Source organism: Methylobacterium sp. CM6241 (assembly GCF_054817845.1).
This window is the reverse complement of sequence record NZ_CM139246.1, coordinates 2312268-2328286: the sequence shown is the minus strand read 5'-3', so window position 1 is coordinate 2328286 and position 16019 is coordinate 2312268. Positions and strand designations below refer to the sequence as shown.

The window sequence follows — 16019 nt, the reverse complement described above, 5'->3', positions numbered from 1 at the left end:
ATCCGTGATCGCGGCGGGGGAAAGCAATGGGTCAGCTTGGCCGAAGAAATTTTCTTAGGGCTGCCGCAACGGCAAGTGGTCTCGCGCTCCCCTCGTTCCGCGCGCTCGCCGGCGAGCGCGCGACGCTCCCCTTCGCCAACGGGGAAAGGCCGCTGGTGGCTTACCCCGGTAAGCGACCATTGCTGCAGACGACGGCACGTCCGCCTCAGCTTGAAACTCCGTTCCAGGTTTTCGACGAGGGGGCGATCACGCCGAACGATGCGTTCTTCGTGCGTTATCACCTCGCCGATATCCCGACCTCCATCGATCCAGTCCTGTTCCGGCTGGAGATAAGCGGCCATGTCGACAGGCCGATCTTCCTCTCCTTGAAGGAACTGAAGAGCCTTCCCGTCATCGACCTCGTGGCCGTGAACCAGTGCTCGGGGAACTCTCGGGGCTTCATCTTGCCCCGTGTCGCCGGGGGGCAACTCGGCAATGGCGCCATGGGGAATGCCCGCTGGACCGGCGTCTCGCTCAAATCCGTGCTCGACAAAGCCGGGGTGAAGCAGGGCGCCGTGCAGGTGGCGTTCACCGGTCTCGACGGGCCGGTTCTGCCCGAGACGCCGCGTTACGCCAAGGCTCTCGCTATCGATCATGTCGAGGAGGGCGAGGTGATGCTGGCCTGGGCAATGAACGGAGAGGAGCTTCCCTGGCTCAACGGATACCCGTTGAGGCTCGTGGTACCGGGTTTCTACGGCACCTACTGGATCAAGCACCTGAGCTCGATCACGGTGCTGGACACCCCCTTCGATGGGTTCTGGATGCAGAAGGCCTATCGCATCCCCGACAACGAGTGTGCCTGTGTCGAGCCGGGAGCCGCCTTGGGGAAGACGGTACCGATCCATCGGCTGTCCGTTCGCTCCTTCATCACCAACCTGACGGATGGTGCGACGGTTCGCGCGGGAACGGTAGCTCTGCGCGGTATCGCCTTCGATGGAGGTTCCGGCATTACGGCCGTCGACATCTCATTGGATGACGGGACGACATGGTCGGCAGCACGGCTCGGCCAAAATATTGGCCAATACTCGTTTCGGTCTTGGAGTTATGAGGCCGATCTCAAGTCGGGCTCGCACGTGGTTCGCGTCCGCGCCAAAGCCGGAGACGGGACGACGCAGCCGATGGAGCCGCGTTGGAATCCGGCAGGATATATGCGGAACGTCATCGAGACCACCCGACTTGAGGCGCTGTGAGGAGAAGCGAGATGAGATACCATCGTTTCGCGGCCGCCTTTGGATCGCTCGCCCTTCTCATCGGTGGAACGGCCTGGGCCGCACCGCGCAGTTATGACGCCCCGGAGCCAACAGCGGAGTTGCTGCCCGTTCAGGGTCACGAGGCCGGTTTCGAGGCGGCGCAAACCTATTGCACCATGTGTCACTCGGTGGATTACATCCTCACGCAGCCGCCCGGAAAAGGCGCCGCGTTTTGGAATGCCGAGGTCACAAAGATGGTGAAGGTCTTTCACGCACCGATCGAGGAAGCCGAAGCCAAAGCGATCGCCGCCTATCTCGCAGCCGCCTACTAACTGGCGGCCATCGATCTCAGTCTAGCGGATCGCCGTGACGAAAGCCGCGATCTGCGCCTGGGCAAGCGTCATCGTCTGATCGAAGGTCTGCTCGCTGAAATAGATCCGGCCCGCGGTGAGCGTAAGTGCCAGAGTCCAGAACACTGCGATAGCGGCATTGCGTGCGCGCCGATCACCCTGCATCGTGGAAGCGTTGCGGTCGTCGCTGACCGGTTCGCCATACGGATCGAAACTGGTGGAGCCGAAATTCGAACGAGCACTCATAAGCGGTAAGATCGAGGTTTGGGTGCCATCGATCAATGGATGGGTCTTTTGAAATTAGAGCCATATGGAGAGGGGTTTTCTCCTTTCTGCGCCCAAGGCAGAAGTTTGTTTTTGGAACGGCCTGCTGGCTGATCCCGGCAGGTGGAATGGGCGTGAAAACATCATCGAATACGGGTCTTCCCGCGGGTGAGACCACCACGCGCATGCGGCCGGCGCTGCTGCCCGGCCTGATGCTCTGCCTCTCCGTGACCGCTTCCGCCATGGCGATCCAGGCTTGGGAAGAGCGAGCCACCGGTCACCCCTATATAGAGGCATTAGTCATCGCGATCCTGTTGGGTATCGCCATCCGCACCGCATGGGTGCCGGGTGAACGCTTCCGAGCCGGGATCGCCTTCAGCGCGAAGCAACTGCTCGAAATCGCCGTGACGTTGCTGGGTGCTTCCATCAGCCTCGGTGCCATCGTTGCCTCTGGCCCGGCTCTGCTCACCGGCATCGTCGGAACGGTGTTTCTCGCGATTCTGGCGAGTTACGCGATCTGCCGGGGGCTCGGTCTGCCGGCCCGCATGGCGATCCTTGTCGCCTGCGGCAACGCCATCTGCGGGAACTCGGCTATCGCTGCCGTGGCGCCGGTGATTGGGGCCGACAGCAAGGACGTCGCTGGCTCCATCGCATTCACCGCCGTGCTCGGCGTGCTGATGGTACTCGGACTGCCTTTGTTCATTCCCCTCGCCGGTCTGTCAGACCACCAATACGGTGTGCTCGCCGGCCTGACGGTTTATGCCGTGCCCCAAGTCCTGGCCGCTACGGTGCCGGTCGGGCTCCTGAGCACCCAGGTCGGCACGCTGGTCAAGCTAGTTCGCGTCCTGATGCTCGGACCCGTCGTGGTGGCGTTCTCGCTTCTCGCCCACCGGTTGCCCCGGGAGACAGGCCTACAAAGCGCGTCGCCCCGGAGACTGGGATTCACCAGGCTCGTGCCCTGGTTCATCCTCGGATTCCTCGGGCTCGCCACCCTGCGCTCCCTCGGGCTGATCCCTGACGCTGCCTCCGGCCCGGTGCGGCAAGTGGCCGGTTTTCTCACGATCATGTCGATGGCTGCCCTTGGGCTCGGAGTCGATGTCCGGGTCCTGGCGCGCATGGGCGGCCGGGTCACCCTGGCCGTCACCGGCTCGCTCGCCGTCCTCCTCGCCACCAGCCTCATCCTCATCAGGGCCCTCGGCATCTCCTGATCGGCGCAAAGCCGATGAGCGGTAAGGATGCCGGATTGGTTCGCTGTGGTGGCGCCGGTGCCGACCGGCTACGGTCGGGTCTCTGCCGGTTCAGCGGCTCCGAATCCTCCTCAAGCAGTCGCACGATGGTTCATACCGGCTACAATCCCGCCCTCGTCGCCCTGTCCGTCGCCATCGCGATCTTCGCCTCCTACACGGCTTTGGATCTTGGAGCTCGAGTACACAATGCAGCGCCTGGCCGCCGCATCGCGTGGATCGGAGGGGCGGCGCTGGCCATGGGTGGCGGCATCTGGTCGATGCATTTCATCGGCATGCTCGCCTTCGAGATGGGGATGCCCACCTCTTACGAGGCCGGTCTCACCGTGCTCTCGCTCGTCATCGCCATTGGCGCAACCGGCGGCGCCTTCGCTTGGGTCGGCCGACCGGGAGCGAAGGCGCAGGACATCCTTGTGAGCGGCACGCTGATGGGGATCGGCATCGCCGGCATGCACTTCATCGGCATGGCCGCTCTGCACATGCCCGGTAGCGTTACCTACAATCTTCTCCTTGCCGCCATATCGGTGCTCATTGCCGTGACGGCAGCGACGGTCGGGCTCTGGCTCACGTTCCGAAATCACGGAGCGTGGCAAAAAATCATCGCTGCTTTCGTGATGGGGTTCGCCGTCTCCGGGATGCACTATACCGGCATGGCCGCCGCGACCTTCACGACCGGAGAAACCGGCGCGCATACGAGCCACGTTACGGGCCTCGCCCCAAGCCAGCAGAACCTCGCCCTCTTCGTCGGGGCGGCGACCTTCCTCACTCTGTTCCTCGCCATGCTGGCCTCCTCCATCGACCAGCAGCGCGTCCAGCGTGAGTTGAGCAATAGCGAGGCGCGGTTCCGCGCGGCGATTCAGGCTGTGCGCGGCGTGCTCTGGACCAACGATGCCGAGGGCCGAATGGTCGGCGAACAGCCGGGATGGTCAGCGATCACCGGCCAATCCTTCGAGGAGTACCAGGGGTTCGGATGGGCCAACGCCGTGCATCCGGACGATTCTCGATCGTCCGTGGACGCCTGGAACGAAACGGTCCGGGAGAAGCGAACCTTCGTCCACGAGCATCGCGTCCGGGTGAGCGACGGGACGTGGCGGCATTTCGCGATCCGTGCCGTCCCGGTTCTGGCCCCCGATGGGTCAATTCGTGAATGGGTCGGCGTGCATACCGACATCACCGAGCAGCGCGAGGCGGAAGCGGAACTCCGAGAATCCAACGAGGAGATTCAGCGCTATGCCTACATCGTCAGCCACGACCTTCGCGCCCCCCTCGTGAACGTCATGGGTTTCACGAGTGAGCTCGACGCTACGCGTGAGGACATCCGTTCCGCCCTGAAGTCCCATCCCGACGCGGAGAGGATCGACGCCGATCTTGGTGAGGCGCTCGGCTTCATCAGCGCCGCGGTGACGCGGATGGAAAGCCTGATCGCCGCGATCCTGAAACTGTCCCGCGAAGGGCGGCGAAGTTTCAGGCCAGAACCCCTCGACCTTCACGCGCTGCTTCAGCGCCTCGCCGATGCCCAGCGCCATCAGACCGAGGCGGCCGGCGCGGCAGTCGTCGTCGCGCCCGATCTGCCCAGGATCACGGCGGACCGACTCGCCCTCGAACAGATCTTCGGCAATCTGCTCGACAATGCGGTGAAGTATCTGGATCCCACTCGCGCCGGTCGAATCACGGTGACTGCCGCGGCCGTTGGGCCGCGAATCCGTATCGACGTCGCTGATAACGGCAGGGGAATCGCTGAACGTGACCATTCCCGCGTGTTCGAACTGTTCCGCCGCTCCGGAGCGCAGGATCGGCCGGGCGAAGGGATCGGTCTCGCCCATGTTAAAGCTTTGGTCCGGTCGCTGGGTGGACGGATCGACGTCGCCTCCAAGCTCGGTGAAGGCACCACCTTCAGCGTGACGCTGCCCCGCGGGAGCGCTACAGCTGTATACGAGGGTGTTCCGGCGACGTCCCTCGCAGCGGAATGAGGCGTGATCCGAACGTGAACCCCGTCAGTATCGTGATGATCGAGGATGACGAGGGTCATGCCCGGCTCATCGAGCGCAATATTCGCCGCGCGGGCGTCAACAACGAGATCATTCCGTTCCGAGACGGGACGTCGGCGCTCGCTTATCTGCTCGGACCGGACGGCACCGGAGAGGCCAGCGCCAAGCGCCCTCTCCTAATCCTGCTCGATCTCAATCTTCCCGATATGACCGGGATCGACATCCTGGAGAAGGTCAAGGCGAACCCGCATACGCGGCGCTCGCCCGTGGTCGTTCTCACGACGACGGACGACAGCCGCGAGGTCCAGCGTTGCTACGACCTCGGCGCGAACGTCTACATCACCAAGCCGGTGAATTATGAGGGCTTCTCGAACGCTATTCGTCAGCTCGGGTTGTTCTTTTCCGTGATGCAGGTGCCCGAGAACCCATGAAAATCCGCACCGCATGAGCGCTCCCCTCGCCCCGGAGCGCGGTCGCATCCTCTATGTCGACGACGATCCCGGCCTCGGGCGCCTCGTGCAGAAGGGCCTGAACGCACGCGGCTATATCGTGGAACTTGCCGCCACCGGCGACGAGGGTCTTGCGCGTCTGGGCCAGGGCGGCATCGATCTCGTGGCCCTCGATCATCACATGCCCGGCCAGACCGGTCTCGACGTGCTCCCAGCCATCCGCGCCATGCCTTCCGCCCCGCCGGTAATTTATGTCACCGGGTCTGAGGACAGCCGCGTCGCGGTGGCCGCTCTGAAGGCCGGGGCCGTGGATTACGTCTGGAAGGACCTGCAGGGTCAGTTCCGCGAACTCCTCGGCGAAGCGGTCGACACGGCTCTGCGCCAGGAGGCCATGAGGCGCGACAAGGAACGGGCCGAGGCAGAGGTCCGTGAGGCCCGAGACCGCGCGGTCATGTTGTTGCGCGAGGTGAATCACCGGGTCGCCAATTCTCTCGCCCTCGTGGCGGCCTTGACGCATATGCAAACCAACGCCGTCTCCGATCCCGCTGCCAAAGCGGCCTTGCGCGAGATGCAGGCGCGGATCTCGGCCATCGCCGGCATTCATCGGCGGCTCTACACCTCCGATGATGTCGAGGCGGTGGAACTCGACGCCTATCTTTCGAGCCTCGTGGAGGAACTGCAGGGAGCGATGAAGGCAGCCGGTCGCGACCATGCCATTCGCCTCGTCGCGGAGCCGATCCGGCTTGCCACCGACAAGGCGGTCTCCGTCGGCGTCGTGGTCACCGAACTCGTGACGAACGCCTACAAATATGCGTATCCGCCGGAAGTCCCCGGCGAGATCCGGGTAGCGGTGGCGCGCGACGGGACGGACGGTTTGAGCCTGACCGTCGAGGATGACGGGATCGGGTGGACGGGCGAAGGCCAGCCTCGCGGCACCGGTCTCGGCTCGCGCATCGTCAAGGCCATGGCCACCAACCTCCGTTCCGCCCTTATCTATCGAGAGAGCGGACCCGGAACCAAGGCGACGCTGCTGTTCCGGGGCTGAGCGGACGGCTGCTTTGCCCGTGAACCCAGCACTTCGCTTACCGAGCGGAATGCAGTATTTCCCGTGCCCTCCTCATCGGACATCCGGGCCGGATCATGAAACCTGTCGTCGTCGCCGTCGCCATCACCGGTTCAGTTCCGCGCAAGACCGACAATCCGGCCCTTCCGGTGACAGTCGCCGAGCAGATCGAATCGACGCGCCAGGCCTACGAGGCGGGTGCCGCCCTGGTGCACATCCATGTGCGCAACGACGACGAGACGCCCTCGTCCAATCCCGACCGTTTCGCCGCCGTGCAGGAGGGAATTCGCCGCCATTGCCCCGGCATGATCGTGCAGTTCTCCACTGGAGGACGCGGACGCGATCCAGCCAGCCGTGGCCTGTCGCTTCGCCACCGGCCGGATATGGCCTCGCTCTCCACCGGCTCGGTCAACTTTCCGACCATCGTCTATGAGAATCCGGCGAGCCTCGTCACCGATCTCGCCAGTCAGATGCGGGCGCATGGTGTCCGGCCGGAAATCGAGATCTTCGATCTCTCACATCTTCATGGCGCCCGGCGGCTGGTGGATGAAGGGCTCATGGATGCCCGCCCCCACGTCCAATTCGTCATGGGAGTGAAGAATGCTCTGCCGGCCGACGAGCGCCTGCTCGATCTGCTCCTGGGCGAACTGAAGCAGGTACTGCCCGAGGCGACCTGGACCGCTGCCGGCATCGGACGCCATCAGGCCGAGGTCATGGACTGGGCACTTGCCCGTGGGGCGTTCTCGGTACGGACCGGATTGGAGGACAACATCCGGGTGACGAAGCACCAACTGGCAGCGAGCAATGCCGAACTGGTCGGGCTGGCCGTGGAGTGCGTGCAGCGGCACGGTCGTACCGTGGCGACACCCGCCGAGGCTCGAGCCGCACTGGGGTTGGCAGCCTGAGCGCTGGCGGGACCGATTGGGGACAGGCTAAGAACCGGACGAGGCGAGGCTCGTCCGGGTATAAGGGTCGGGTTCAGTTCACGCCGAGCAGTTCCACGTCGAAGATGAGCGTGGCGTTTGGCGGAATCAGCCCACCGGCACCGCGTGCGCCGTAGCCGAGGTCAGAGGGGATGATGAGCGTGCGCTTGCCGCCGACCTTCATCGTGGCGACACCCTGATCCCAACCACCGATCACCTGGCCGATGCCGAGGGTGAAGCTGAAGGGCTGGCCACGGTCGCGCGAGGAGTCGAACTTCTTGCCCGGCTTACCGCCCTCATCGAGCCAGCCGGTATAATGGACGCTGACTTTCTTGCCGGTCTGCGGCGTAGGGCCGGTCCCAACGACTTCGTCGCGATATTGCAGGCCCGAAGGCGTGGTCACGGTCTCGGCGGATGCGGAAGCGGTCATGGCTATCAACAAAGCTCCGGTGAGGGCAAGAAGCGGACGACGCATGCGGATGGTTCCTGTCTGGCGTGCCGAACCGGCCGAGTAGCACGCCTGTGCCCGCCCGTCAGCGCCTGCCCAGGGCCCGTTTGACGCGGACCATGGCGCGCCGCTCCATCGAGATTAGGCGGATTCGCTGTTCGACCGTGATCATACGCGCGGCACCGCTAGGGGCGGCGACGATCTCGCAGATCGTCTCTCGATCAGGATAAAGATTCTCGAGGACCGAGCCGGCGAGCGTGGCCGAATCGAGCCGTTCGGCAAAGCCGGTGCCGTACAGAGCTTCGATGATCCGTGCCTCCAGCAGCAGGCCCGGAGCGCTGGAGCGCTCATTCTCTTCAAAGGTGGTCTTCAAGAGCGTGGCCGTACCGCTCGCTACGAGGGCAAGGCTGATCGAGAGCGGGCGACCATCCAACAGAAGGCTATCCGCCCGGACGCGAACCGGGCCATCGGCTCCGGTGAACAAGGCGCGCGCGAAAGCCTCGTGCTGTGGGCGAGAAGCGAGCGCCGTCCCGGCCCTCCCCTTCCACCCGGCCTTCTCCAGTCTGAGAAAGCCCGCGACGGCATCGTTCAGGCGGTCGCCGCCGGTGGCGATGTCATGGCTGAGTGTGCCTCGCTTCGACAGGTTACGATGGCGACGGCTGAGATCCTTCATGCGCGATCGGTGCGGATGCTCGTCGAGGAAACCGGCATATGACCCGCGACGCTCGACGATTGGTCGCTCGAAACGGCTGGCGATACTACTCTTCCAGCCGGCGCGATCCATGGCCTCGAGCAATCCGCGACCGAGCTTCGTCTCGGTGGGAAGCAGGGGCCAGCGCCAGATCCGCCCCTTGGAGGCGGATTGGAGCCCTTTAACCAGCAGATCGAGGATGTCGGGCAGGTCGGGAGCATCCGCAACGAGAGGGCTCGTCTGGGTGATGAAGCGCGACAGGAAGGGACGGGCAATGCGCGTTCCGAGCCCGCTCACATCGCGTTTCCATTCGAAGGGCAACAGAGCCTCCAGCCCGAGCCGGCCTTGCACAACGACGAAGGCGAGGTCGGTGGCGGCCAACCCCGCCCTCCGATGAGACGCCATGACATGGCGGCTGTAATGCGGGTGCGTGGTGAGCGCGTTGGCCATGAGCGCATCCCAGGGATCGGGATCGGCAGCCAGTTCCGAATATGTGGCGAGCGAGACCGAGTGTCCCGAGCGCAGGTCTTGTAAGACCGTCTTCATGAGCCAAGCCGACCGGCGAATGGCAGGACCGTCGTGACGATACCGTGCACACGGAAAGCGGCCAAAGCCATTCCCAACCCGCGAAGCACGTTTGCTAGGGCCATCGCGATGGCCGCTCCCATGATTCCGAGGACCGGCACCAGAACTAGACAGAGCAGAGCGGCCAGGGCCAGCATCGCCAGGGTGATGCCAGCGCAGAGACGTTCACCGTCGATCATGGTGAGAAGGTCTTCGCCGGGTCCGAACAGGCTCGCTCCGACATTGCCCGCGACCAGCACGGCGAGAAGCGGATAGCTCGCTCCAAATTCCGGCCCGAACATCGCGAGCAGGAATGGGCCCGCCGTGACGATGAAGAGACCGACGATCACCGTGGCGGCGAAGGTAAGGCGGGCCTGCATGCGGACGAAGCGCGTCAGCCCGTCTGCATCCCCGGATGCGTGGATGGCGGCGAAACGCTGAGCGGTGGCCGCGGACGCAGCGTAATGCACGAAGGGGACGAATTGCTGGATCCGGGTCGCGACAAAATACAGGCCCACCGCCGCAGGTGGCATCAGCATGCCGAGGATGACCACGTCGATCATGCTGAAAGCGGAATATGCGAGGTCGGCGGCTGCGATCGGAAGGCAGGCCCGGAGCCAGATCCGCCAGCGGTATCGCGGTTTCGCAGGGAGCAGATCGTTACGAAGGCGCAGGATCAGGAGCCATGCTTGGATCGCCAGGGCGAGTCCAGTGGCGACCAGGGTGCAGGCGATGGCAACCCATGCCTGAGCCGGTGCCCCGACGGTGACGGCGCCCGCCATGGTGACCATGATGAGCCCCTGGCGCAGGAGGTAGGGCGGCGCGATGGCGAGCACCGCCCAGTTCTGGCTTCGAGCGACGCCCTCCAGATAATCCTGCATCGTGAAGAGCGGCAGAACGAGTGCTGCGAGGAGCAAAGGCCCAGCATACGGCCCATCGAGGAGGATGCCCTGCATCCAGGCAATGGCGAGGCCGATGCCTGCAACTATAGACGCAGCGGCAATGGTCACCCACGCGCCCGCGAGGAGGAACCCGCGCATATGGGCGGCGTCGCCTCTCGCCTGATCGGCGGGCAGGAAACGGCAGGCACCTTGACCGAAACCCAGCGTGGAGGAATGGCCGAGGATGGCGATCCACACCCAGATCGATGCGAACACTCCGTATTCTGAGCGCCCCATGAGGCGCGCCATCATGACCTGTGCCCCGTAGGCGAAGATGGCGGCGGCAATGCGAATCGCGAAGACGTCGAGCGCCGCTCCCGCCGCGCCTGCGCGAAACGTCCCCAAGCGGCTGAAGGCCGCGCCGAGGGTCCAGCCCTCCGTCCCGTCCCTCACTGACCCCACTCCACGCCCCGAACGTTCAGGCCGACCCTATCTGTTTCCGACACAAACTCCGTTACGCTTTCGGGCTCTGAGCGAAACCCGTCCCGGAATGGACACGGAAAAGGGCTCTTCTCTAGCTTCGCCACGGAAGGTCGCCCGGCTTTTGATGACGGCCCACTTGATCGCGTCAGCCTACAACACCATCCGAACGAGACATTGCAGGATGGCCCTATAGATCGATGACCTACGGACCGACCGAGTATCCGCCGCGATCGCTATGGCAAGCTGATCAGGGTTGCTCTTGAAGCGAGGCACCACCGCTCCGGGGCGGTGAAGGCGGCTTCACCGCCGCATCCTTCGGCGGCGCGACGATGACCGACGGAGCAGTTGCGGTTCCGGTCGCAGACGGGTCGGGCTGGAGCAGCGAGAGGGTGATGGCTCGCGTAACATGCTCGGCCATGCAGCGCAGGCCAAGGTCGTTGAGACGGAACTGTCGTCCCAGCATATGTGCTTCGCCCTTGTCGCTGCTCCCGGACAGGTAGCGCATCGCCTCGTAGCGCTGCACGAGCGGCACTCCCTCGCGCAGTGCAACCTCCTGCACCTTCCGGACAATGCTGCTGTAATACTCGTCCTGGGCAAGCGAAGCCGTGTAGACTGGATTGACCAGCACCACGTCGATCTCGTGGGACTTGATCCACTGAACCGTCTCGTCGAGGACGCTGGCGAAGGCGTCGAGATCGACCCGGGCGAGCGCGTCGTGGGTACCGACCTGCCAGACCACCAGGTCGGGCTCGACCTCGGCCACCATGCTGCGCAGGCGCTCCGCAGCGCCCGAGGCGATCTCGCCCTGCATGCCTCGGCTCTCGACCTCCACATCCACGTTGGGAAGCGAGCGCTCAAGGGCCGTTTCCAGCTTGACCGGATAGGTCGCCGAGGCCCCTGCCCCCGCCGAGGACGACCCGATGGCGAGAACCCGTACGGGCCGCTTCTCCTTGAGCGCGGCCTTCACCGAGCTCAACCGGGCCAGAGTATAGAGCTTCGATCCCGGCACCCGGCATTCGGGCGACAGGCTCACATCGACGGCCTCCGACGCTTCGCCACCGGGAGCCGGGGCCGCCGCAGTCGGGGGTGAGACGATCGTCGCGCTGCCTTCCGCTCCGGCGCGGGATGATCCGGAGATCGCCCCGAGGGAGGCAAGGCCGAGTGAGATCAGGAGAGCCGAGGTTTGCGCGAGCGCCATTCGACGAACCATGCAGTGAAGCCCAGAGCGAACAAACCGAATCCCATGGCGCCGACATCCACGAGAAGGCCGCCCCCCGTCCAGAACCGCACGAGCTGCGCGGCGAGGCTCAAGAGCGAGCCGATGGAGAAGACTGCCAGCGAATTACGACCGAGTCCCGCCAAATATCGACCGATCGCACCGATGTGTGGGACGATGAGCGCGTAGACGCCTTGAAAGGCGAGCAACACGCCGATGAAATGGATCAGTCGCGCCGGCGAAAGATACGTTTTGTCGAAGGAGAAGACGAGACGAGGATCGGGAACGAGCAGCGGGTCTGGCCGGAGGTCGAACACGGACAGGACAATTCCGAGCACGACGATGAGGACGCCGAGGGGCATCAGCCGTTGAGACCAGCGCCGGAGCGTGCCGGATCGCTGGTTCAGGTCCTGGGCAACGAAGCCGAGCACCAGGAGAAGCTGCCAGCACAGGGGATCGAAGAACCAATCCCCCTCGCCCGGCCAGGACGGTAGGTTCCATTCGAAGACGAGGCTTGCCGAATAGAGGCCGAAGGACAGGCCGAGAGCCGCGACCCGGCTCACGCGGGCGATCAGGATGAAGATCGGGGCAATGCCCAACAGCACCACGTAGAGCGGCAGTATATTGAAGAAGCCGAGCTGATGCGTGAGCGCGACGAAACCGATCGTGGTCTGGATCGGGTCGGCGAAGAAGCCTCCGGCATTGTGCCATTCGAGAAGGAGCGGATTGTCGAGGATCAGAGCCGTTCCGGCGATCATGGCCAGGGCGATCGCCATAGTGGTGATCTGTGCACGGTAGACTTCGATCGTGCGCGACAGGAGCCTCAGCACGCTTTTCAGACGCGGTTCCGGCCGGCCGTCACGCCCGCGCGTGGCGATCCCGATCGACCATCCGGCCAGGAAGACGAACAGTTCCGCGGCATCCGAGATGCCGTACTGCGAATAGGTGTAACGTTCGAATGTGTTGCCCGGGATGTGGTTGACGTAGATCGTCACGAGGGCGAGGCCACGCCAGAAGTCGATCGCGTTCGGTTCGCGCATTATGGGATCCGAACTCCGGACTATCAGGTTGTGGGAGGAGCGCGAGGCGGTAGCGGCTGCCGCCTCGCAGCGCGGCGGCACGGTCTGATAAGGCGACGCACGACAATCTGCAAAGCCTGTTATTCCCGCCCTCTCGAATGGCATCGGCTCCTGGTGTGGCCGATTTATCGAGGACAGACCCGCCGGGGAAATTTATGTTGAACCGTTGCCGTATCCACCGGACATGATGATGCCATCCAGTGACGCCCCCGACGCCCAACCGATCCCCACGGGAGTGCCGGGGTTCGATGGCATCCTTTCGGGAGGTTACGCGGCCCGCCGTGCGCATCTCGTGGAGGGTCGTCCGGGAAGTGGTAAGACGACCCTCGGCCTCCAGTTCCTCATCGACGGCGTGGCGCAGGGGGAGACCTGCCTCTACATCACCCTGTCGGAAAGCCGGCGGGAGTTGCTCTCCGTGGCGGGACGCCATGGCTGGTCCCTGGACGGGATCGAGATCTACGAGCTCGTGCCGCCAGAGCTGAGCCTCGATCTGAAGCAGCAACAGAGTCTCGTCCATTCGTCGGACCTCGAACTGGGCGAGACCGTCCGCATGACCCTGGGCGAGATGGAGCGGGTGAAACCGACCCGCGTCGTCTTCGACAGCCTGTCCGAGATCCGGCTGCTCTCGCAAGGATCGCTGCGCTACCGCCGCCAGGTTCTCGCGCTCAAGAGCTACTTTCTTCTCAATGACATCACGGTGCTGATGCTCGACGATCTCAGCGCCGAGCATGACGATCTGAACCTACACTCGATCAGCCACGCGGTGATCCGGCTCGAACAGGTGACCCCGCCTTACGGCGCGGTTCGGCGGCGCATCCACGTCATCAAGATGCGCGGAACCGAGTATCAAGGCGGCTACCACGATTTCGTCATCAGGAAGGGCGGCATCCGCGTTCATCCGCGCTTGGTGGCGAGCGAACACCATCGCAGCTTCGTCATCGATTCGGTGGCGAGCGGTGTTCCCGAACTCGACCGGGTTCTCGGCGGCGGCCTCGATCGCGGGACGGCGAGCCTCGTGATCGGTCCATCGGGGGCCGGGAAATCAACGCTCGCCGTGAGCTACCTCATCGCGGCCCTGAAACGCGGGGAACGCGGGCTGATCATCAGCTTCGATGAAACGCGCAACATCCTGCTGCAGCGCGCCCAGAGCGTGGGAATGCCTCTGGGGGCTTTTGTCGAAGCCGGAATGCTGCAGATCGAGCAGATCGACCCGGCCGATGTCTCGCCCGGCGATTTCTCCGGCCGCATCCGCGACGCTGTAGAGCGAGATGGAACGCGGATCGTCATCATCGATAGTCTGACCGGCTATCTCAGCGCCATGTCGGGTCAGCCGTACCTGGTCATGCAGATGCACGAACTGGTCACCTACCTCAACCAACAGGGGGTCGTGACGATTCTGATCCTGGCCCAGCATGGCATGGTCGGAAAGATGGAATCGCCCGTGGACCTGACCTATGTCAGCGACACCGTGATCATGCTCCGCTTCTTCGAAGCCGCCGGCCGGGTCCGTAGGGCTCTGTCCGTCCTGAAGAAGCGGACAGGCGCGCATGAGGATACGATCCGCGAGTTCAAGATCGATGCAGGCGGATTGCGGGTGGGCGAACCGCTGGAGCGGTTCCGCGGTGTTCTCACGGGCGTTCCGACCTATGACGGCGACCGGGATCATCTGCTCGCGGAACGGATCCGGACGGATGGAACGATCGTGAGCGAGCCCGGCCGCGATGCCGCATCCTGAACCGGTTGTCCTGATCCTCGCGCCGCTCGGACGGGATGCGATGGTGGCAGCGACGATCCTAGCGGAAGTCGGTATCGCGTCGAAAGCGACGTCGACCTTGGACGATCTCGTGGCCCATCTGGACCACGCCGCCTGCGCGGTGGTGACGGAGGAAGCGCTTCTGCATTGGGACCGGCAGGAGATCGCTCGATGGGTCGAGCAGCAACCGCCCTGGTCGGACTTTCCCTTCGTGCTGCTCAGCTATCGCGGCGGCCCGCCGGATGTGAGGCTCACCGACCTACTCGGCAACGTCACGGTGCTGGAACGGCCGTTCCATCCGGCCGTGCTGGCGAATGCGGTTCGCTCGGCCCTCCGCGCGCGACGGCGGCAACGCGAAGTGCAGGCGTATCTGGAAGAACGCCAGCGGACGCACGAGCGCCAGGCGCTGCTGATCCGCGAGCTTCACCACCGCGTGAAAAACACGCTCGCCACGGTGCAGGGGCTCCTCGGTGCCACGGCGCGTTCGACCAAGGATGTGGACACATTCTACCAGTCCTTCTCGGACCGGATCGTCTCGCTCGGCAAGACGCATAACCTGCTCACGGAGGATTACTGGCAGACGGCGCCCCTGCGCGACCTTCTCCAGAACGAGCTCGGACATTACAATGACGGGACAGCCAATCGGATCACGCTCGAAGGGCCCCCGGTCGAGCTGGCCGCAGATCTTGCCGTACCGACCGGTATGGCAATCCACGAACTGACCACCAATGCCACCAAGTACGGGGCGCTGTCGCTGCCGAGTGGGCGGGTCACGGTCAGCTGGAGCGTGGATCAACGCGATACCGAGCGCGTCCTGGAACTCCGCTGGACTGAATCGGGGGGACCCCTGGTCAAGGCGCCGGAACGCAAGGGCTTCGGCTCGACGCTGCTTCAGCGCGTGCTCGCACAGCAATGCAATGCCGATGTCGACATCACCTATGGGGCCGAGGGCCTGCACTTTCGCATGGTCGCGCCCTTGCCCGGAGACAGGTTGGTGCCGGCCTATTGATCCGACCGGTCAGGATTTGACGATCCGGTCGAGGCGACCGTTGACAAAGAAATACAGCTCCTTCGCTCCCGGCTCGCTGTAAAGCACCTGTACCTCCCGGCCTGAACGGCCTTCTCCGATCAACACGTCTGTCGCAGGCTTCGCTTTCAACCGGATGAGATCGCATTCGCCGATCCCGGGCTCGATCACGGTCGCGCTGGCTGCGGAGGTCTGGCTGCACGTCCCATCGGCATTGAGCACCGGGCCCGTGACGGATGGCGACGGGGGCGGTGCGACGGCGACCTTCGCCGGTACCGCCTTCGGTGCCTCGCGCTCGCTCGTCGTACACGCGCCGACGATATTGAGACCCATGAGACAAGCGGCGAAGCCCAGCCGCGACGACATC

16 protein-coding genes are annotated in these 16019 nt (G+C 64.3%); 9 read left to right on the top strand and 7 right to left on the bottom strand.

What is annotated here, in order from left to right; genetic code table 11:
* Nucleotides 1-26: 26 nt before the first annotated feature.
* Nucleotides 27-1229 (top strand): SorA family sulfite dehydrogenase catalytic subunit, encoded by a 1203-nt coding sequence (gene sorA / locus ACYQR9_RS10785; RefSeq protein WP_461229560.1) that lies wholly within the window; start codon nt 27-29, stop codon nt 1227-1229.
* Nucleotides 1230-1240: 11 nt separating this feature from the next.
* Nucleotides 1241-1561 carry a SorB family sulfite dehydrogenase c-type cytochrome subunit gene (gene sorB, locus ACYQR9_RS10780; RefSeq protein ID WP_461229559.1) on the top strand — a complete coding sequence of 107 codons (321 nt, stop codon included), beginning with the start codon at nt 1241-1243 and terminating at the stop codon, nt 1559-1561.
* Between the two features lie 21 nt (nt 1562-1582).
* Here the strand turns inward: sorB and ACYQR9_RS10775 are convergent, their stop codons facing one another.
* Complete coding sequence (locus tag ACYQR9_RS10775; RefSeq protein ID WP_056427062.1) at nt 1583-1825, bottom strand: hypothetical protein; 243 nt, start codon at nt 1823-1825, stop codon at nt 1583-1585.
* A gap of 146 nt (nt 1826-1971) precedes the next feature.
* On the opposite strand from ACYQR9_RS10775, the gene ACYQR9_RS10770 reads away from it, so the two are divergent.
* The 5 genes from ACYQR9_RS10770 (at nt 1972) to ACYQR9_RS10750 (ending at nt 7492) form a co-directional block, all read left to right on the top strand.
* Nucleotides 1972-3051 (top strand): YeiH family protein, encoded by a 1080-nt coding sequence (locus tag ACYQR9_RS10770; protein ID WP_461229558.1) that lies wholly within the window; start codon nt 1972-1974, stop codon nt 3049-3051.
* A gap of 125 nt (nt 3052-3176) precedes the next feature.
* Nucleotides 3177-5057, top strand: coding sequence for a sensor histidine kinase (locus ACYQR9_RS10765; protein ID WP_461229557.1), 1881 nt, complete (start codon nt 3177-3179; stop codon nt 5055-5057).
* A gap of 35 nt (nt 5058-5092) precedes the next feature.
* Nucleotides 5093-5506: a response regulator gene (locus ACYQR9_RS10760; protein WP_405030676.1), complete on the top strand. Its 414-nt coding sequence runs from the start codon at nt 5093-5095 to the stop codon at nt 5504-5506.
* A gap of 13 nt (nt 5507-5519) precedes the next feature.
* Nucleotides 5520-6569, top strand: coding sequence for a response regulator (locus ACYQR9_RS10755; RefSeq protein WP_461229556.1), 1050 nt, complete (start codon nt 5520-5522; stop codon nt 6567-6569).
* A gap of 95 nt (nt 6570-6664) precedes the next feature.
* Entirely contained in the window at nt 6665-7492 is an 828-nt protein-coding gene (locus ACYQR9_RS10750; protein ID WP_461229555.1) for a beta-keto acid cleavage family enzyme, read from the top strand.
* A gap of 73 nt (nt 7493-7565) precedes the next feature.
* Here ACYQR9_RS10750 and ACYQR9_RS10745 read toward each other — a convergent pair whose 3' ends face one another.
* From ACYQR9_RS10745 to ACYQR9_RS10725, 5 genes are all read right to left on the bottom strand, one after another.
* Nucleotides 7566-7985, bottom strand: a complete 420-nt coding sequence (locus ACYQR9_RS10745; protein WP_056427046.1) for an FKBP-type peptidyl-prolyl cis-trans isomerase — start codon at nt 7983-7985, stop codon at nt 7566-7568.
* Nucleotides 7986-8043: 58 nt separating this feature from the next.
* On the bottom strand, nt 8044-9195 hold the full coding sequence (locus ACYQR9_RS10740) for a GNAT family N-acetyltransferase (RefSeq protein WP_461229554.1): 1152 nt from the start codon (nt 9193-9195) through the stop codon (nt 8044-8046).
* On the bottom strand, nt 9192-10556 hold the full coding sequence (locus ACYQR9_RS10735) for a lipopolysaccharide biosynthesis protein (protein WP_461229553.1): 1365 nt from the start codon (nt 10554-10556) through the stop codon (nt 9192-9194). Before ACYQR9_RS10735 ends, ACYQR9_RS10740 begins: the two co-directional genes overlap by 4 nt.
* Nucleotides 10557-10824: 268 nt before the next feature.
* Complete coding sequence (locus tag ACYQR9_RS10730) at nt 10825-11775, bottom strand: SGNH/GDSL hydrolase family protein (protein ID WP_419951742.1); 951 nt, start codon at nt 11773-11775, stop codon at nt 10825-10827.
* On the bottom strand, nt 11745-12833 hold the full coding sequence (locus tag ACYQR9_RS10725) for an OpgC family protein (RefSeq protein ID WP_461229552.1): 1089 nt from the start codon (nt 12831-12833) through the stop codon (nt 11745-11747). Before ACYQR9_RS10725 ends, ACYQR9_RS10730 begins: the two co-directional genes overlap by 31 nt.
* Nucleotides 12834-13056: 223 nt before the next feature.
* Here ACYQR9_RS10725 and ACYQR9_RS10720 point away from each other — a divergent pair, with 223 nt between their 5' ends.
* A complete protein-coding gene (locus tag ACYQR9_RS10720; protein ID WP_461229551.1) occupies nt 13057-14607 on the top strand; it encodes an ATPase domain-containing protein in 1551 nt (516 codons plus the stop codon).
* Entirely contained in the window at nt 14594-15634 is a 1041-nt protein-coding gene (locus tag ACYQR9_RS10715) for a sensor histidine kinase (RefSeq protein WP_461229550.1), read from the top strand. The genes ACYQR9_RS10720 and ACYQR9_RS10715 overlap by 14 nt, the downstream gene beginning before the upstream one ends.
* Before the next feature lie 9 nt (nt 15635-15643).
* On the opposite strand, the gene ACYQR9_RS10710 is transcribed toward ACYQR9_RS10715, so the two are convergent.
* On the bottom strand, nt 15644-16018 hold the full coding sequence (locus ACYQR9_RS10710; RefSeq protein ID WP_461229549.1) for a hypothetical protein: 375 nt from the start codon (nt 16016-16018) through the stop codon (nt 15644-15646).
* Nucleotide 16019 lies beyond the last annotated feature (1 nt).